The sequence below is a fragment of the Nonomuraea sp. NPDC049141 genome (assembly GCF_040648415.1).
In the GTDB taxonomy this organism is placed as follows: domain Bacteria; phylum Actinomycetota; class Actinomycetes; order Streptosporangiales; family Streptosporangiaceae; genus Nonomuraea.
The window spans coordinates 516,173-534,988 of record NZ_JBEZDR010000001.1; the positions used below are offsets into that span (position 1 = coordinate 516,173).

14 protein-coding genes are annotated in these 18,816 nt (G+C 70.9%); 6 read left to right on the forward strand and 8 right to left on the reverse strand.

Annotated elements, in window-relative coordinates; translation table 11 throughout:
* Window positions 1–196 precede the first annotated feature (196 nt).
* Window positions 197–778, forward strand: coding sequence for a hypothetical protein (locus tag AB0B91_RS02400; protein WP_358314005.1), 582 nt, complete (start codon window positions 197–199; stop codon window positions 776–778).
* A gap of 148 nt (window positions 779–926) precedes the next feature.
* Complete coding sequence (locus tag AB0B91_RS02405; protein WP_358314008.1) at window positions 927–2,546, forward strand: acyl-CoA dehydrogenase; 1,620 nt, start codon at window positions 927–929, stop codon at window positions 2,544–2,546.
* Between the two features lie 134 nt (window positions 2,547–2,680).
* On the opposite strand, the gene AB0B91_RS02410 is transcribed toward AB0B91_RS02405, so the two are convergent.
* From AB0B91_RS02410 to AB0B91_RS02425, 4 genes are all read right to left on the reverse strand, one after another.
* Complete coding sequence (locus AB0B91_RS02410) at window positions 2,681–4,015, reverse strand: DegT/DnrJ/EryC1/StrS family aminotransferase (protein ID WP_358314011.1); 1,335 nt, start codon at window positions 4,013–4,015, stop codon at window positions 2,681–2,683.
* A gap of 119 nt (window positions 4,016–4,134) precedes the next feature.
* Complete coding sequence (locus AB0B91_RS02415) at window positions 4,135–4,851, reverse strand: amidohydrolase family protein (RefSeq protein WP_358314013.1); 717 nt, start codon at window positions 4,849–4,851, stop codon at window positions 4,135–4,137.
* The gene (locus AB0B91_RS02420; protein WP_358314016.1) at window positions 4,848–5,546 is read right to left on the reverse strand and encodes an amidohydrolase family protein; all 699 of its coding nucleotides are present in this window, start codon (window positions 5,544–5,546) and stop codon (window positions 4,848–4,850) included. The genes AB0B91_RS02415 and AB0B91_RS02420 overlap by 4 nt, the downstream gene beginning before the upstream one ends.
* Before the next feature lie 10 nt (window positions 5,547–5,556).
* Entirely contained in the window at window positions 5,557–7,533 is a 1,977-nt protein-coding gene (locus AB0B91_RS02425; protein WP_358314018.1) for a hypothetical protein, read from the reverse strand.
* Between the two features lie 83 nt (window positions 7,534–7,616).
* Between AB0B91_RS02425 and AB0B91_RS02430 the strand changes: the two genes are divergently transcribed.
* The 3 genes from AB0B91_RS02430 (at window position 7,617) to AB0B91_RS02440 (ending at window position 11,155) form a co-directional block, all read left to right on the forward strand.
* Window positions 7,617–8,396 carry an amidohydrolase family protein gene (locus AB0B91_RS02430; protein ID WP_358314021.1) on the forward strand — a complete coding sequence of 260 codons (780 nt, stop codon included), beginning with the start codon at window positions 7,617–7,619 and terminating at the stop codon, window positions 8,394–8,396.
* Window positions 8,393–9,139 (forward strand): amidohydrolase family protein, encoded by a 747-nt coding sequence (locus AB0B91_RS02435; RefSeq protein ID WP_358314023.1) that lies wholly within the window; start codon window positions 8,393–8,395, stop codon window positions 9,137–9,139. The genes AB0B91_RS02430 and AB0B91_RS02435 overlap by 4 nt, the downstream gene beginning before the upstream one ends.
* Window positions 9,140–9,205: 66 nt before the next feature.
* Window positions 9,206–11,155: a hypothetical protein gene (locus tag AB0B91_RS02440; protein WP_358314026.1), complete on the forward strand. Its 1,950-nt coding sequence runs from the start codon at window positions 9,206–9,208 to the stop codon at window positions 11,153–11,155.
* A 4-nt stretch (window positions 11,156–11,159) separates the two neighbouring features.
* Here the strand turns inward: AB0B91_RS02440 and AB0B91_RS02445 are convergent, their stop codons facing one another.
* Window positions 11,160–12,128: a helix-turn-helix domain-containing protein gene (locus tag AB0B91_RS02445; RefSeq protein ID WP_358314028.1), complete on the reverse strand. Its 969-nt coding sequence runs from the start codon at window positions 12,126–12,128 to the stop codon at window positions 11,160–11,162.
* 135 nt (window positions 12,129–12,263) lie between these two features.
* Here AB0B91_RS02445 and AB0B91_RS02450 point away from each other — a divergent pair, with 135 nt between their 5' ends.
* Entirely contained in the window at window positions 12,264–16,217 is a 3,954-nt protein-coding gene (locus AB0B91_RS02450; RefSeq protein WP_358314031.1) for a S8 family serine peptidase, read from the forward strand.
* On the opposite strand, the gene AB0B91_RS02455 is transcribed toward AB0B91_RS02450, so the two are convergent.
* Genes AB0B91_RS02455 through AB0B91_RS02465 form a run of 3 tightly spaced genes read right to left on the reverse strand, consistent with a single transcriptional unit; the run spans window position 16,218 to window position 18,815 of the window.
* Entirely contained in the window at window positions 16,218–17,132 is a 915-nt protein-coding gene (locus AB0B91_RS02455) for a dihydrodipicolinate synthase family protein (protein WP_358314033.1), read from the reverse strand.
* Window positions 17,133–17,142: 10 nt separating this feature from the next.
* Complete coding sequence (locus AB0B91_RS02460) at window positions 17,143–17,952, reverse strand: carbohydrate ABC transporter permease (protein ID WP_358314035.1); 810 nt, start codon at window positions 17,950–17,952, stop codon at window positions 17,143–17,145.
* A complete protein-coding gene (locus tag AB0B91_RS02465; protein ID WP_358314038.1) occupies window positions 17,949–18,815 on the reverse strand; it encodes a sugar ABC transporter permease in 867 nt (288 codons plus the stop codon). The genes AB0B91_RS02460 and AB0B91_RS02465 overlap by 4 nt, the downstream gene beginning before the upstream one ends.
* Between the last annotated feature and the right edge of the window lies 1 nt (window position 18,816).

Consider the following 18,816-nt stretch of genomic DNA (forward strand, 5'->3'; position numbering starts at 1 on the left):
CGGGTTCGGTCAGTGGACCGCCGCTCCTGGCCCTCGACACGCGGGTGATCCGTTTGCTCCAGCGCGAACTCCCGAGTTAATTCGCGCGGCGGCTCGCCTTTACAAAGTAGATCAATGCGAAAACATGGCCATTTCTCGGTACGCACGGTGAGGTACCGAGCCGGGAATGCGCTGGGCGTCTCTATATTCTCGAACAGTGGACATGGATGGTGAAGGGTCCAGCCCGGAAAGGAAGCGCGGCCTCCCCGAAATCGACCCCACTCTTCGGGCCACCGCGGCGGCGTCTGCGGCCGGCGCACTCGCCATCTGGTGGCCCGCGTTCACGCTCGGCGCGTACGACGCCATCTTCTTCGACTCCGTGATGGGGATCTGGGCCGTGGCCGCGGCCATGCTGCTCTCGGGCCTGCTGCTGCGCAGCAGACGCGCCCTACCCTGGGCAGGCTGGGTCGCGCTGGCACTTCCCTCGACCTGGATCGTGGTGGCCGTCCTGGCGCCGAGAACGCACGGGTTCCGCTACCTCCACTATTTCGAGGTGGTGCTCACCCTGGCGGGCGCGCCGGCCCTGGCCTGGCTTCTGACGAGAATCCTGCTGCCCGAATACGCCGAACTCCCCGCACTGCACCGGCTGCGGGCCATCGCCGTCATAATCGTCGTCGGACTCCTGGCCTTCCTGCTCGGCAAATTCAATTATCTGTTCCTCACCTGCGCTGATTTCGATATCAGCGGCAACAACACTCCGCCCGGTTGCGTGCAGGGCCCGCCCTTCCACCTCCTCTAGTTGTAAACCACGTCGCAGAGCATGCCGGCGAGCCTGAAGGCGTACGCGTGGCGTCAGGATCGCGTCCCACGCGACCTGGGCGGGCACGCACCGCTCCTACCAGCGGCTCAGGCACGTCGACAAGAGCGTGCGGTCGGTCGAGGACCTCGTGTCCGACATCGAGTCGCTCACCGCCCTGCACGAGTGGGCGTGCCCCGTGGACTGCGGCACCACCATGCTCGCCGGGATCCACTACAACCTGTTCTTGGGCAGCCTGTACGACCACGCCCCGCACGAGCGGCGCGGCCTGCGCGACTACGCCCCGCTCCAGCGGACCGGTACGTTCCTGTGCACCGAGCTCGCCCACGGCAACAGCGCCGCCGAGCTGGAGACCACCGCCGTCTACGACCCGCTGGCCGAATGCTTCGACCTGCACACCCCCAACCCCGGCGCCCGGAAGTTCATGCCGAACACCAGCCCGATCGGCGGTCCGAAGACCGCGCTGGTCGCCGCCCGTCTGATCGTCGACGGTGCGGACGAGGGCGTGTTCCTCTTTCTCACTCCGCTGAGCGACGAAGCAGGACCGCTTCCCGGGGTGGAGATCCAGCGGCTGCCCGAAAGGATGGGCAGTCCGATCGACCACTGCCTGACGGGGTTCGACCACGTTCGGCTGCCCCGTCACGCTCTGCTGGAGTCAGACCACGGCCGGATCCTTCCGGACGGCTCCTTCGCCGGCGACGTCGAGCGCCGGCGACGGTTCCTGTACTCGATCGGCCGCGTCACCGAAGGCAAGCTCTGCATGAGCGCGACCAGCCTGGGCGGCACCCGCGCCGCGCTCGCCATCGCCATCCGCTACGCGCACGTCAGGCACACCTCCGGGCTCACCCGGGGCGTGGGCGGCAGCGTGCCCCTGTTCGCCTACCGCAGCCACCACGCCCGGCTGCTCGACGCGCTGGCCACCGTGTACGCCGCCACGCTCCTGCACCGGACCGCGGTACGGCGATGGGCCGCTCATTCGGCGCACGACCGCGGCCAAGCGGAGAACCTGGTGGCGATCTCCAAGGGCTGGATCACCTGGCAGTGCAGGGACGTGCTCATCGAGTGCCGCGAGCGCTGCGGCGCCCAAGGGCTGTTCCTGGTCAACGGGCTGGCCGACTTCCTGACCGGCAGCGAGCTGCCCATCACCGCCGAAGGCGACAACCTGCCCATCTGGCTCAAAGCCGCGGGAAAGATGCTGCTGAGCGAGCCGCTGCCGCCGCCTCCGCCCGCGCCGGCCCCGCTCCTGACCAGCCCGCGCTTCCTGCGCCACCTGATGGTCTGCCTCGAACGCATCTGGGACCGGCGGGCCCGCGCCGCGTTGGCGCGATGCGCCGACCCCCACCCGCTGAGCCGCTGGAACGCCGCCACGAACCCCGCCCTGGAACTCGTCGCCGCCCATGCCCAGCGGCTGGCCGGAGATGCCCTGATCAACGCCGCCGACGACATCGTCTCGGACGCCGCGGGGCAGGACCTGCTCCACCTCCTCCACCGGGTCTTCGCCGTGCGGCGGATCTCTCCGCACAGCGGAAGCCTGATGGCCGCGGGCCACCTGTCGGCCGAGCAGGTCGAGCAGCTTCCCATCGTCCTCGACGAGGCCGTCGCGCAGCTCGCGCCGTACGCGCTGCTCCTCGTGGACGCCTTCGCCATCCCGGAGGAGATCCTTGATCGCTACCCGATCGCCATATTTTCCGAAAAATCCACCCAGAGCGCTCCCGGAGCCCCGCTGACCGAACTGAGCGGACACGGATAACGGCCCCGGAAGACGATCCTGGAGGACGACCCCGGATCACGACCCCGGAGGACAGCTCCGGAGGACAGCCGTGGAGGACAGCCGTGGAGGACGGGCCCGGAGGGCGCGCGCACGGCCCTGGATGACGGCGGAGATCACGCCTGGTCGCGCGGCGGCATGGCGGCCAGCACCTTGGCCAGGGCCTCGGCCAGGTGGACGGCGTTGCGGGGATCGTCCATGAGCATCGACTGCCGGACCCAGACCACCTCCTGAGCAGCCGCCTCGGCGGCCGGGCACTGCTCCACGCGGGCACCTTCCCGGGCGAGCGCCTCGAACGTCCCGAGCGGCGGATACCCGGCATCGAGCGGCACCCCCTCGGCGGCCATCGCGGCCAGCAGGAACTCCCGGTCCACCGGCACGTGGAGGCGGAGCATGAGCAGGTGGCGGGAGTCACGAGTGGTACCCGGCGGTTGCGGCACCACACTCACGGGCAGCTCAGCGCCGTACGGCAGCCGCGCACCAGACGGGCCGCCACCGCACGCTGATTGCACCCCTGCCGACTCACAGTCCGGCGCTGAGCGCATACCCGCCCAGTCACCGGCGCCCGCCGGCCCCACACCTGCCGGCTCACGACTGGGCGCTATCCACGGCTCGGCGGTGAGTGCGTGTTCGGCGGCGGTGCAGAAGGACTCGCGGTGGTCGATCTCGGCGTCGAGGCGGTCGAGCCAGGGCAGGAGGAGGGCGGCCTGGATCTCGGTGAGCCGGAGGTTCCAGCCGATCGTGGGGTGGCCGTACCACTGGCCGCCGCGTTTGCGGCCGAGGTTGCATACCGACCAGATCGCCTCGTACGTGGCCTCGTCGCGGCAGACGATCAGGCCGCCCTCGCCCGCCGTCATGGCCTTGCTCGCCTGGAAGCTGTACACCCCGGCGTCGCCCAAGCCGCCGACCGGGCGGCCCTTGTAGGTCGCGCCATGTGCCTGGGCGGCGTCCTCGACCACGACCAGGCCGTGGCGGGCCGCCAGCGCGTTGAGCGGGTCCATGTCGGCGGGGCTGCCGGCCAGGTGGACGGGCATGATGGCGGCGGTTCTGCCGGTCAGCGCGGCTTCGACGGCCTCCGGGGACAGGTGCAGGTCCACCGGGTTCACGTCGGCTATCACGGGCGTGGCTCCGGTGAGGAGTACCGCCGTGGCCGAGGCGACGAACGTGTAGGCGGGCACGATCACCTCGTCGCCTCGCCCCACGCCCAGTCCGCGGAGCGCGGCGAACAGGCCCAGTGTCGCGTTCCCGACCGCCACGCCGTACGGCACGCCGGACCTGCCGGCGAACGCGGCGACCAGGTCCGTCACGGCGGAGCCACCCTGGGTGGCGCCCCACCGGCCACTCTCCAGGACCTCGGTGACGAGGGCGCGCTGGGCCGCGTCGAGCGGCGGCGGCCACGCGGGCCAGGGCGCCGAGCGGACCGGCGTACCACCGTGGAGGGCGAGTGTCACGGCAAGCATCCTTTTCGAGACGAGGTCGAGGCAGACAGGCGTCGGAAAAAGCGACTTCGGAGAAAGAGGGAGCAGTCACGGGGGCGGACGTCCGAGAAGGCGGTCAGTCGGGAAGGCGGTCAGGTGGGAAGGGTGAGGAGGCGGGCGAGGTTGGTGCCCTGGATGAGGGTGCGGTCGGGGGTGGTGAGTGGGGCGAGGGCGATGCGGCCGAGGCCCGTACGGAGGTCGAGGAAGCAGGCGTCCGAGCCGAACACCACCCGGTCCGCCCCGATCATGGCGGCGAGGCGGGCGATCCAGCGGCCGGTCATCTTGGAGCCGCAGGTTTCCAGGTAGACGTTCGGGTGGTCGGCGACAAGGCGGGCCGCGCGGGCGAAGCCGTACGGCCAGAGCCCGGTGTGTCCCATGAGCAGCGGCACCTCCGGATGCCGGGCGGCGACGGCGGCGAACTGGGCGGGGTCGCTCCACGGCGAGTCGGTCTGGCCGTGGGCGAGAACGGGCAGGCCGAGGTCCCACACCGGGTCGTAGAGCGGATCGTCCAGACGGCACTGGTGTACGTCGGGATGCAGCTTGACGCCCCAAACGCCGTCAGAGACCAGCGGTGTGCGGTGGTGCGGGTTGTAGACCTGCCAGACGCCGAACCGGCCGGGGAAGCGTTCGGCGATCTCGGTGGCCAGCCGGTTGCCGCGTTCGGCGTCCGGGCCGACGGCGAGCAGGTGGCTGATGCCCATCGCCGTGACGCCGATCCGGTCCATCACGGCCACCAGCCCCTCCGCGGAAGGGTCGGGGATGAGGAAGTCGGGCCAGGAGCCTACGTGGCCGTGCGCGTCGAGGATCACAGGAGCCCGCTCAGGGAGCCGGCGGCGATCAGGTCGACGGCGGACGGCTCCAGGTCGAGGTGGTCGAGGAGGAAGCGGGGGCCGCAGTCGTCGGCGATCGGGGCGCCCGTGCCGAAGACGAGCCGGTCCGCCCCGAACCGGTGGGCGAGCCATTCGACGCCGCCCTGGGTGTTCACGGTGCCCATCTCCACCCAGACGTGGCGGGTCTCCGCCATCAGTTCGGCCACCGCGCGCAGGCGGCGGTAGCCGGGGTTGAGGAGGAGGACGCGCTGTTCGGGCAGCCGCGAGAACAGTGTGTGGAGCTGGGCGGTCGAGGTCTCCTCCAGGTCGATCGCCACGGGCAGCGCCAGGGCGGCCAGCCAGCGCAGGGCGATCGGGCCGGTGAGGTCGAAGCGGTGCCGTTCCGGGCAGAGCCTGATCATGCGGACGTTCCACTCCAGCACCTGGTGGAGGTCGGCGGGCGCGGACGCCCCCGGCACGCCGGGCACCACGACGGGCACCGGGATGAGCCGGGGGTCGTCCAGCCGGAGGAGGGCGTCGTTGCCCGCCTGCGCGTCCGAGTAGAGGCTGAGCGTGTGGGTCACGCAGGCCCGGTCGATGCCCAGCCGGTCCATCTCGGCCCGGGGGTCCGACGGCAGATCGTCGAACGGTACGGGGCCGATGAGCCGGTGGGCATCGATCACAGATTTCGGCACAGACCGAAATCTAGCCAGTGGTCGTCGGGACGGTCAAGGGCGGGCAGGCGGGGTCCAGCCTGATCCTGGCCAGGTTCCTGCCCACCAGGGCCCAGGCCCGCCAGGTGCCGGGCTCGAAGTGGAGCTGGGGGTTGGTGTACCACTCGTCGCCCAGGCCGGTGGCCAGGAGCTTTTCCGTGGTGCCCAGTTCGTAGGCGTTGCCGCCGCCGAAGAAGGTGGAGACGAACACCTTGTTCCGATGGACGGTCAGCTCGCCGTAGCCGGAGAGCTTGCCCTGGCTGACCACCTTCTTGGTGGCCAGGTCCAGCGCGATCCAGGAGCCCGAGTCGCGCTTGTACACCCCGTACAGCAGGCCGTTGTGCACCTTGATGTCCTGGAACGTACGGAAATTGGGGACCGGATCGACCTGCCAGCGCACCTTGCGCGTCCGCAGGTCGAAGGCCGCCACCGAGGCGGAGGTCTTGACCGGCGGGGTGCCGCCGCCGCCCAGCACGTCGCCGCCCAGGTAGACGACGCCGAAGCCCAGTGAGAGGCTCATGAGGCTCTGGCCGGGGATGACGTCCACGTACACGTCCATCTTCCCGGTGTCCGGGTCGACCACGGACAGGGCGCCCGAGAGCTTCGCGCCGAGCGGGGCGCTGGCCACCAGGAGCTTGTCGGTCAGCGGGTCGTACTCGATGTCCCATGGCCGCTGCTGGTCGTGGCCCAGGTAGCCGAGCCCGCGGACCTGGTCGGTGCGGATGTCGATGGACAGGATCTGGCCGCTGGGGTACATGGCGGCGTAGATCTTGTTACCGTGCCGTACCAGGTCCTTGGGCTCGCCGGGCAGGCGGAACCTGCGCTTGGCACCCGTACGGAGGTCGCGGACCTCCATCGAGAAGTGACCACCGATGTAGAGGGCGCGGTTGGGCACGAGCAGCATGCTCTGCGGCCGTTCGGCACCGGCGGGCAGTCCGGCCTCGATCAGGTCCACGAACTCCGACTTGCCCGTACGCAGGTCGAGCCACCACATGCCGCCGCTGCCCGAGACGCCGAAGAGGGTGTTGTCATCGAGCAGTTGCAGCCGCCTGGTCTCGTCGCCGGGGGACGGCGGTTCGGCGATCTTGGTGAGCGTGGTGTCGCCGGGCCGGTAGCGGTAGACCGCGCCGTCCGGGCGGGTGGTGGTGTAGACGGTGCCGTCGGCGGCCACCGTGAGCATGTCGAGGCTGCCATCCGCCAGGGTGGGCTGCTTGGCGTCGGTGCCGTCCTTGCGCACGTCGATGAGCGTGCCGCCGCTGGCCGCCAGCACGCGGTCGCCGTGTTCCGCGACCGCGCCGACTCCCGTGGGGCCGGTGGCGAGCCGCGTGACCGCGCCGGTCGCCCGGTCGATCGACACGAGCTGCGCCTTGTCGAGCAGGCCGGCGTAGACGTGCCCGGCGTCCGCGGCGACCGCCCTGACGTATCGCTCACCGGCTGCCAGCACGCCGAAGTCGCGGACCGCGCCGGTGCTGGGGACGTACTCCCAGACCTTGCCGTCCGGATAGGTCCCGGCGTAGAGGGTGCCGTCGGGCGCCGCGGTCAGGCTCCAGACGAAACCGCCGTTCTTCCCGAACGAGTGCAGCCGCTTCACCTCGCCCGTCGCCGGGTCGAAGCTGTAGAGGTCGGGCACCGGGTACGTACCGACATAGATCTTGCCGCCGGACACGGCGGTGGCCCAGCCGCCCTCGGCCTCGCCCGCGGCCGGTCCGTCGGGGAGCGTGACGCTCCTGACGACCTTGCGGGTGGCCAGGTCGATGTCGGCGAGTACGGGCGGCTTGGGGCCGCGTTCGACGACGTAGGCGTGTCCTTCGTGGACGACGGCGCCGACGATCGCGCCGGTGACCGATGCCGGTCCGAAGGTCTCCACCCCCGGGCTGTCACAATCGACGGCGACGGCGGCGGCAGCGGTGGGAGCCGTGAGCAGCGCGGGTAACAGGCCTGCCACGACGACCAGGAGGGAGCGGAGCATGTGGGCCTCGCGTTCGTTTCTGAGCAATTTTGGCCCTGACCGTAATCTTATGCGCGCTGTTCGTCAATGGCATGATTGCTCGCATGGCGATTAGGGACAAGGCCGGTATAGCGTTCGACGCCTGGGGGCTGATCGGTGGGCTGGAGGTGGCCCTCGACGTCGACGTGCTCGTGGGCGCCTACCCGGACCGCGACGGGCCGCCCGGGACTCCGGCTTCCGTACGGGCGATGCTGGCCGAGCACCGGATCCGGGCGGGCGTGGTGGCGAGCCTGCGCGCGGCGCTCTTCGACATGCGCTCGGGCAACGACGCGACTCTCGCCCTGACGGCGGCCGGCGAACAGGAGCCGGTGGGGTTCACGCCGGTCGGGGTGGTGGATCTGCGCGATCCCGTGGGAGCGGGCCGCGAGATGGACCGCCTGGCCGCGGCGGGGGTCCGGGCGATCCGGCTGTTCCCGGACGAGCAGGGGGTGGAGGCCGGTTTTCCGTCGGTCCGGCATGTCGCCCGGCGGGCGGCGCGGCTGGACATGACGGTGCTGACCGGTGGTGACGTGCGCAGGTTCTGGCAGCCGTTCGCCGGGCTGGACCTCAGCGTGGTCTTCCTCGACACGCACTTCTACCACCTGGGCGACTTCCTGGTGGCCGCCGCCGACGAGCCCGGCTTCCACACCTCCACCCGCCTGCTCAACTCCCCCGACGCGCTGGAGACCGTCGCCGCGGAGCTCGGCGCCGAGCGACTCCTGTACGGCTCCCGGACCCCCCACTACGAACCCCTCGTCCCCCTGCTCAGGCTGGCGACCAGCGGCCTGAAGGCCGACGAGGTGGCCGCCGTGGCGGGCGGCAACGCCAGGAGGCTGCTCGGATGATCATCGATGTCCACGCCCACTGGGGGCCCTGGTTCTTCACCATGGACGTGGCCGGGGCGACCCTCGCCACCATGGACCGCTACGGCATCGACCGCGCCGTCGTGTCGTCCACAGAAGCCGTCATCTACGACGCCCCGGCGGGCAACCGCGCCCTGGCCGCGGCGCTGGGCGGACACGATGACGGCCTGGGGCGGCTGTTCGGCTACGTCACCGTCAACCCGCGCCGACTGCGCGAGGCGGACCGTGACCTGCGCCGATACCTGCCGACCGGCCGGTTCGTCGGCGTCAAGATCCACACCGACTACACGGGCTCGCCCGCCACCTCGCCGCAACTGCGCGACGCCCTCGAACTGGTCGCCTCGGCGGGTTGCCCGGCGCTGGTCCACACCTGGGGCGCCTCGGTGCTCGATCTGGCCCAGGTCTGCCTCGACACGCCGGGGCTCAGGGTGATCGCCGGGCACATGGGCGCCGACGGGTTCAGGTACGCGATCGAGGCGGCCCGCGCCTGCGACCGCCTCTACCTGGAGCCCTGCTGGTCCCACGCCCCGGCGGGCCGCATCGCCGAGGTGGCGGCGAAGGTGGACGCGCGGCAACTGCTGTTCGGCACCGACGCGACGCTGATCGACCCGTCGTCGGCCTTCGGCGCGGTCGCCGCGGCGAACCTCACCGGCGAGACGGCCGAGCGGATCGCGTGGCGCAACGCGACGGAGCTGTTCGGCCTGACGGCGACCCAGCCGCATTGACAACGATCTGGACATTACGGCCCGGTCCGTTATAGCGTGCGGCGAAACTTCACCAAGGGAGCCGCCATGATCCCCCGTCGTCGTTTCCTGCAAGCGGCCGCCACGACCGTCTCCCTGGCCGCCATACCGGTCCACGCCGCTGAAGCCCAGGCCCAAGCCGCGATGAGCGAGCCCGAGGGCACCGTCACCGGCCTCGGGCCCGCGAGCGTCGCCAGCCCGCTGGGCAACGGCGAGTTCGTGGGCGGGGTCCTGTACGTGGGCTCCCGCGGCCTGTCCCCCAACGTCGTGGGCGCCTACGACCTGGCCAAGGATGCGGTCACCACCCATTACGACATCCCGACCGGCGTGGGCATCTGGGCGATGTGCCGGGTGGGCACCGACGTCTACGTGGGCACGCACGCCCGTTCCGACCTCTACCGCATCGACACGGTCGCGGGCCAGGTGACGAAGGTCGCCGAGTACCCCGACCACTACATCTGGACCATGGCCTCCTCCCCCGACGGCAAGGTCTACATGGGCACGTCGGAGCCGGGCCGCGTCTGGGAGTACGACCCGGCGACGGGCACCAGCCGCGACCTGGGCCAGCCCGCCCCCGGCGAGGCGTACGTACGCAGCATCCAGGCCGACGACAAGTACGTCTACGCGGGCGTCGGCTCCCACGCCCACCTCATCGCGATCGACCGGGCGACCGGCGAGAAGCGGGAACTGCTCCCGGCCGCGCTGGCGGACCGCGACTGGGTGTCGAGCATGAACGTCTCAGACACGCACATCGCGGGCGGCATGAACTCCCTCGCCGAGCTGGTCGTCATCGACAAGACCAACAAGAACTACAAGGTCGTCAAAGCCACGGCCCCGGGCGAGAAGTACGTCGTCGCGGTGCTGATCCATGACGGCCACGTCTACTTCGCCGGCCGCCCCTCGGGCACCTTCTACCGCTACGAGCTGGCCACGGGCACGCTGGAAGTGCTGGGCGTGCCGTACTTCGAGGCGCTCACGCACCGGCTGCTGGCCCACGAGGGGCGCGTGTACGGCATCCAGGACAGCGCCGTCTTCGTGTACGACCCGGCGACGGGCACCCTCGACTACCTCAACCTGGTGCAGCGCGGGCTCAAGGCGGCGCCGGAGGAGCCGATGTCGGTCCACTCCGACGGCCGCCGCGTCTACGTGGGCGGCAAGGGCGGCGCCGACATCCACGACCTGGCCACGGGCAAGGTGAGCAGGCTCGGCATCTCGGGCGAGCCCAAGACGCTGCTGACCGTCGGTGGCACCACCTACCTCGGCGTCTACACCCAGGCCGCGCTCTACTCCTACCGGCCGGGCGACGCGGAGCCGAAGCTGCTCGCCCGCACGGGCAACGAGCAGGACCGCCCGCGCGACCTGGCCTACGACTCGCGGACGGGCCTGATCGTGATGCCCACGCAGCCGGAGCCCGGCCACATGAACGGCGCGCTGTCGCTCTACTCACCGCGCTCCGGCAAGTATGAGACCTACCGGCCCGCCGTCGAGCGGCAGACCGTCTACTCCGTCACCGCCCGCCGGGGCACCGCCTACCTCGGCACCACCACCCAGGAGGGCCTCGGCCTGCCGCCCGTCACCACGAGCGCCAGGCTTGCCGCGTTCGACCTGGTCAAGCGGAAGCTGCTGTGGCAGGTCGAGCCGATCCCGGGCGCGCGGTACATCTCCTCCCTCGCGCTGGGCCCGATCACCCTGTACGGCATGGCGAGCACGGGGGACGTGTTCGAGTTCGACCTGATCCGCAGGAAGGTCACCAGGACGCTCAGGGTGGGCGCCAAGGGCGGCGAGCTGTTCGTCACCGGCCGCGTCGCCTACTGCACCGACGGCGACAAGGTGTACAAGCTGGACCTGGCCACGTTCACCGCCAAGACGATCGTCGAGGGCCTGGCGGGTCAGTGGTTCGGCGGCGAGCCGAAGCTGGCGCTGGACCCCTCGGGACGGGCCCTGTACGGCGTGCGCGGCCGCGACCTGGTCCGGATCGCCATCTCGGGCCACCGCTGAGCCATCAGATCCAGCCGCGCTCCCTGGCCGCCATCCCCGCCTGAAAGCGGGTGATGGCGTTCAGCTCCTGCATGAGGTCGTGGATGCGGCGTTGCACGGTGCGCAACCCGAGCCCGAGCGCCCGCGCGATGCCCTCGTCGGTCAGCCCGCCGGCCATCAGCGCCAGCAGGTCCCTGGCCAGATCGTCGGGCCCGTCGGCGGGCGGCCGGGGCGCCGTCCGTAACGGGAAGCCACGCCGCCACTCCCGCTCGAACAGCGCGATCAGCGCGTCCAGCAGCGCCGAGTGGTGCAGGATGAACGCCGCGTCGATCGAGTACGCCCCGCTGCGGATGGGGATCAGCGCGAGCTCGTCGTCGGCGATCCAGATCTTCACCGCCGCGTCCGCCACCACGCGGATTTTCTCGCCGCGCGCCGCCGCGGCCTGGATCAGCTCCAGCCGGCCCGGCATCGCCAGCGCCTCCAGGTCGTAGACGCTGCGGTAGTCGACCCCCGCCTGGAGCATCCGCAGCTCGCGCTCCGTATTGCCGGACAGGTCCGGCATGACATAGGGGGGCTTGTCGATGTTGCGGAACATGCTCTGCGCGCTCTCCTGGAGCGCGTACGCCCGGCTGATGATGTTGTCGGTGCCCATGACCACCTCCACCTGCTCGGCCGGGTGCGCGGCGTATCGCGAGGCGCGCTGGAACGACGTGGTGAGGTCGTGGATGGCCGTCCGCACCTGGTGCAGTTCCTCCTCCTGGCGGCTGAGCATCGGCCGGATGGCGATGTCCGGAGCGACCGCCACGTACCGGGCGCGGCGGCCCGGCAGCCGGCTGGCCAGCCCGCGCCTGGCGAATCCCGCGAGCATGCGCGCTGCCAGCGGCGTCGACACCGCGCAGTGCGTGGCCAGTTCGGCGGCCGACGACCTCGGGTTCTCGACGAGCATCGCGTACAGGCGGCTCTCGGCCGGTGACAGGCCGATCGCTTCGAGCATGGTGTCACCATCCTCCCGCCGGTGGCGGGATGCCGCCACCTGGCGGGTTTTGGCCCGTTCGGCGTACTTGTGCCCTGACTGATTCCCAGATTAGGTCAGCGAAGAAACGATCTCCATACACCTCTGGAGTGTGTTGTGCCCATTCTGCCCCTCCCCTCGCGCCGTGGACTCGGGGCCTTAGTCGGGCTGGCCCTGGCGGTGCCGCTGATCGCGGTGCCCGGACCGGCCACCGCCGCGGCGACCGCCACCACCGCCGCCGTCCCTGTGGCGGTCGGTACGGGCCCGGTCAAGGTCACCCTGATCACCGGCGACACCGTCACCTACTCCAAGGACGGCTCGGGCCGCGCTTCGGTGGTGGTCGACCCCGACGACGGCCGCGAGGCACGGACCTACCAGGCCGAGCAGGACGAGCACGGCTACTACGTGATCCCCGCCGACGCCGGGCCGTACGTGAGCAGCGGCCTGCTGGACAAGGAACTGTTCAACGTCGACTACCTGGCCGTCAACGGGTACGGCGACGCCAAGGCCGACCGGCTCCCCCTCATCGTCCAGTACCAGCCGCAGGTGAAGTCCGGCGATGTCGCGGGCAAGGCCCGGTCGCTGAAGGGCGGCGCGGAGCCGCTGGTCCTGAAGAGCATCGACGGCGCCGCGCTGAAGGTCGACAAGAAGCAGGCCCGAGCCTTCTGGCAGTCCGTCACCGGGGAGACGACCCCGGAGGCCAAGGCGAAGGCGAGCCCCGCCCTCGAGAACGGCCTGCGCAAGGTGTGGCTCGACGGGAAGGTCAAGGCGCTCGACGACGTCAGCAACCCGCAGATCGGCGCGCCGAAGGCGTGGGCCGCCGGGTTCGACGGCACCGGCGCCACGGTCGGCATCATCGACACCGGCATCGACGACAAGCACCCCGACCTCCAGGACAGGATCGCCGCGGCCCGCAGCTTCGTCCCGGCGGGCAGCCCCGGCGGTGGCGACCCGGCCAACGCCACCGACAAGTTCGGCCACGGCACCCACGTGGCGGGCATCATCGCGGGCAGCGGCGCCGCCTCCAGCGGCCGCTACAAGGGCGTCGCGCCCGGCGCCCGGCTGACCATCGCCAAGGCGCTGGACGACACCGGCAGCGGCAACAACTCCGAGATCATCGCGGCGATGGAGTGGCAGGCGGCCACCGAGCACGCCCGGGTGGTCAACATGAGCCTGGGCAGCAACGGCGCGACCGACGGCACCGACCCACTGAGCCAGGCGGCCAACGACCTGACCGCCGAGTACGGCACGCTGTTCGTGGTCGCGGCCGGCAACTCGGGCCCCGGCCGGTTCACCGTGGCCGCGCCCGGCGCGGCGACCTCGGCCCTCACGGTCGGGGCGGTCGACTCCGCCGACAAGATCGCGTCGTTCTCCAGCCGCGGCCCGCGCCTCAGCGACGACTTCGCGATCAAGCCGGAGATCACCGCGCCCGGCGTGAACATCGTCGCGGCCCGCGCGGCCGGGACCTCGCTCGGCGAGGGCAGCAGCGTCCCGGGCGGCGGCCCGATCGACGACAACTACACCGCGGCGTCCGGCACCTCGATGGCCACCCCGCACGTGGCCGCCGCGGCGGGCATCCTGGCCGCCCAGCACCCCGACTGGACGGCCGACCAGCTCAAGACCGCCCTGGTGGGCACCGCCCAGCCCCTCGGCGCCACCTCGCCGTACGACCAGGGCGCCGGGCGGCTGGACATCGGCCGGGCCGTCACCCAGCAGGTCTTCGACGACCTGTCGGTGGTCTCGGCCGGGTTCACCGACCCGTACACCGGCCAGACGCTCACCAAGAAGGTGACCTACCGCAACACCGGCAAGGACCCCGTCACGCTGGCCCTGTCGCTGGCGCTGACGCACGGCGACGCGCAGGCGCCCGCCGGGATGGCCTCGATCACGCCGTCGTCGCTGACCGTCCCCGCGGGCGGCACCGCCTCCGCGGACCTCACCATCGAGCCCACGCTCGGCGAGCCCGGATGGTACGAGGGCCGGCTGACGGCGACGGCCGGGACCGACCGGCTGACGGCGCCCATCGCCTTCCGCAAGCAGGCCCAGATGGACACGGTGCGCGTCAAGCTGGTCGGCAAGCCCGAGTGGGCGCTGCACCCCGGACCCCTGTCCGTGATCAGGGTCGGCGACACCGATCCGCTCCTCGCCGGCGAGCCGCTCACCGTGGTCACCGAGAACTGGCGGACCACCGACGTGCCCGGCACGGTGGAGACCGTGATCAAGCTCGCCCACGGCGGCGTCTACTCCACGAGCGCCGCGCCGTGGTGGTACACCATGCCGGCCCACCAGCTCCAGTACGGCCTGCTGATCGCCCCGGAGACCAAGCTCGACGGCGACACCACGATCACCCTGGACGCGACCAAGGCCGAGCAGCTCCAGATCAGCACGCCGCGCGAGTCGGAGCCGGTCTTCCTGAACACGATGAACGTACGGACGACCGCCTCGGGGCGGATGTACGCCGGCGCCTCGCTGCTGAGCTACGAGCCGGTCATCGCGGGCGGCTACTGGGTCACGCCCCTCAAGTCCAAGCCGTCCATAGGCACCTTCACGTTCCTGTTCGACGAGATCCGCCGGGCCCCGGAGGTCTCGCTGAGCGTGCCGGGCCTGCGGCTGCACCCGAGTTACATCAGTGAGCACGACGCCCTGGTGCCCAAGTTCGCCGCCGACCAGCGCCTGAGCCTGACCACCACCGGCGCGGACGTCCGCGGCAAACTGGTCTACCTCCCCGCCAGGAACTCGCTGCAGCTCCTCCTGGCCGACCTGGACCTGGCGATCAAGGGCGGCGCGGCGGGTGTGATCACCAGCGACCGCTTCGCCTGGATCCTCAGCGCCACCGCGTACACCGCCCAGAACAAGCTGCCCCTCCTGTGGATCGACAGCGCCGAGGCCGACACCCTGGGCAAGGCCATGGCCCGCAAGCCGTACCCGACCGGCAAGCTGACCGTCCAGCCGACCAGCCCGTTCGAGTACAAGCTGGCCTACTACCTGAAGGGGACCACCGCCGGCCGTCTGACCTTCGCCCCGAAGGCCCGCGAGCTGACCGAGATCGACACCACCTACCACGCCGAGTTCCCCATGCAGCAGGGGACGTGGGGGCCGTACCCGAACTTCAACGAGGTCGACCACACCTTCATCCCCGTCCAGCCGCTCAGCGTCCGCGGCTCGCACCTGTTCGGCGCGCCCCTGACCCGGACCGAGTACTACAACACGACCGGCAGCGAGGTGCTGTGGCAGCGCGACTACCAGTTCCGCGACCCCGCCACGGACACCACCCGGCTGGCCACGTCCGAGCGGGGGTTCACCCGCGCCACCCAGGAGCGGGAGAACTGGAACGAGGCTCTCCTGCCCACCCAGATCGCCAACGGGCCCGACCGGCCGGACTGGGCCGATCCGGGGGTCTTCTGCGACACCTGCCGCCAGGGCGACCGGATGCGGCTGCGCGCGCTCGCCCCGTTCGGTCTCGGCTACTACACGGACGCCTCCGACCCCAGCCACACCTACGTGGGCGCGCCGGGCGACGAGCAGACCCACCTGTTCAGCGGTGACACGGAGGTGCAGCCCCAGGTCGACGAGATCGGCGTGCCCTACTACAGCGTGCCCGCCGGGTCGGGCACGTACCGGCTGACCGACGTGTGGAAGGACGCCTTCGCCGGCAAGCACTCCGGCACCAGCGTCGAGTCCACCTGGACGTTCCGTTCGGCCCGGCCGGTGAAGAACAACGCGCCCTACACCTGCATCGACAGCGTGCTCTTCGATGACAAGCAGCCCTGCGGCAAGCTGCCGCTGATCCAGCTCCGGTACCAGCTCAACCTGCCGGGGAACGACACCGTGGCGGCGGGCCGCCTGTTCACCTTCACCGTCAAGGCGGAGGGCGCGTCCGCGCTGCGGATCTGGACCTCGGCCGACAAGGGCGCCCACTGGTCGCCGGCCACGGTCCTTCCGGGGCTGGGCGGCTCGTACAAGGTGCTCACGCTCAACCCCGCGGGCAGCATCACGATCAAGGCGGAGGCGAAGGACAAGGACGGCAACACCGTTTCGCAGACCGTCGCCGACGCCTACCTCGCGAAGTAACTAGCGGGCGGCGAAGCCGCCCGCGCTCACCACCGCGGCCCGTTCCCGCTCCGGCAGGGACGGGCCGTACGGGTCGTGGGCGTGGGACTCGGGGATCCGCCCCTCGGCCGCCGCGAGCCACAGCATCCGCTGCACGTAGCCCTCCATGGGCTCGGTGAACGTGGCCGTGGCCAGGCTGTCCAGGCGGCCCGACGCGGCGTCGAAGGCACGCAGGTCCGAACCCCGGTAGGCGTCCATGACCGCGGCCGTCACGCCCACCGACGCGGCCGCGAGGCCCACCAGGGCGGCCTCGGCACCCCACAGGAGCGACGGGCCGAACATGCGGTCCTCGCCGGTGATGGCCAGCCTGCCCTCCTGCCTGGCGAAGGCGATGGCCCGCTGGCAGCCCATGGCGTCGGACAGCAGCGCGGTCTTGAGCCCCGCCACGCCGGGGTGCCGGAGAAGGTCCCGCATGGTGTCAGGCGGGCAGGGCCGGGTGTAGAGGTCGAAGGCGATCATGGGGAGCCGGGCCGCCCGCCAGATCGCGTCGTGCCCGCCCAGCCGGTCGCCCTCGGCGGGGAAGACCAGGACGCCGTGCGCGCCGAGGCTCGCGGCCACCCGCGCCTCCTCCGCGGCCTTGGCGAAAGGCCCAGCCGCGCCGGAGGGGTCAGGCGAGCCGCCGACGCCGACGAGGACCGGCACGCCCAGCGCGACCGCGCGCTCGATCACGCCGGCGCGTACGTCCGGCGCCAGGTACGGCCCCCGGCCGGTGTGGGCGAGCACCGCCAGCCCGTCGGCACCGTCCTCGACCAGCCCGGCGAAGTAGCGCGACACCACGCCGAGATCCACTTCGCCCGACTCGGTCATGGGGGTGGCCGCGGCGGCGAGCAGAGTGCCGCGAAGACGATCACGGAGGGCTTGTGCCGAAATATCCACCCGAGAGAGCTTATTTCAGCCCGGTCATCGCGATGCTGTTGACCAGGTACCGCTGCAACAGGAAGAAGACCAGCAGGCACGGCACCACGGAGACCGCCGCCGACGCCATCAGCACCGACAGCTGCAGCTCCTCGGTCCGCAGCGTGGTCAGACCGACGGTGAGCGTACGCGTGGCGTCGCTCTGCCCGACGACCAGCGGCCACAGGAAGTCGTTCCAGTGCCACAGGAACACGAACACGCCCAGCGTGGCCAGCACGGGCCGGGTCAGCGGCACCACGATCGTCCAGTAGACCCGCAGCTCGGAGGCGCCGTCCACCTTGGCCGCGTCGAACAGCTCGTCGGGCAGCCCCAGGATGAACTGCCGCATGAGGAACACGGCCTGCGAGTTGGCCAGCGTCGGCACGATCAGCCCCCAGAACGTGTCCACCCCGTCGAGGCTGTTGACCAGCACGAACGTCGGGATGAGCGTGGCCTGGAAGGGCACCATCATGGTCGCGAGGAAGGTCCAGAACATCGCCTGGCGGCCGGGGAAGCGCTTCTTGGCGAAGGCGTACCCGGCCATCGAGGCGGTGATGAGGATGATCACCACCGAGACCACCGCATATACCAGCGAGTTGACCGTCCACCCCACGAAGCCGGACGCCGACAGCACCCGCGTGATGTTGTCGAGTGTGAGCGAGTCCGGCCACCGCGCGGGCAGGGTCGGCTGGCCCGCGGGCGACAGCGCGACGACCAGCATGGCGGCGAACGGGCTGACGGTCAGCACCGACAGCACGGCGAGCAGCGCGATCAGCGGCCAGCGGCGCCGCGTGCGCGTCATGTGTTCCCCCGGTCCAGGAAGCGGCGCTGGATCAGCGACACGATGAGCACCAGGGCGAACAGGACCATCCCCCACGTGGCGGCGTAGCCGAAGTCGAAGGACCTGAAGCCGTGGTCGTAGATGCCGTAGATGAGCGTGTAGGTGGCCCTGGCGGGACCGCCGCCGGTCATCACGTAGACGGTGTCGAAGGTCTGGAACGCGCTGATCGTCTCGATCACCAGGACGAAGAAGATCGCGGGCTTCAGCAGCGGCAGCGTGATCCGGCGGAACCGCTGCCACGCCGACGCCCCGTCGACCCGGGCCGCCTCCAGGTAGGAGCCCGGGATCGCCTTCAGCCCGGCCAGCAGGATCAGCATCGAGTAGCCGAAGCCCTTCCACGCCGACACCACGGCCAGGGCCGGCAGCACCAGCGACGACTGCTCCAGGAAGGCCACCGGGCCGAGGCCCGCCTTGCCCAGGATCCCGTTGATCAGCCCGTCGAACTCGTAGATCCACCGCCAGATGACGCCCGCCAGCACGAAGCTGGTCACGTACGGCAGGAACAGCATGCCGCGGAACAGGCCGCGCAGGAACACGACCTGGTTCAGCAGCAACGCCGTGCCCAGCGAGACGAGCAGGGTGAGCGGCACGTAGACGGCCACGTACACGAGCGTCACGCGCAGGCTCGTCCAGAAGATCGCGTCGTCGAGCAGCCGGGCGTAGTTGTCGGCGCCGACGAAGTCCCACTCGCCGCCGATGTTCCAGTTGGTCAGGCTCATCCCCGCCGCCGCGAGGGAGGGGAAGATCCGGAAGATCAGGAAGAGCACCAGCACGGGCAGCACGAACAGCAGTCCCGTGACCGGATCACGCAGGCGATGGCGCATC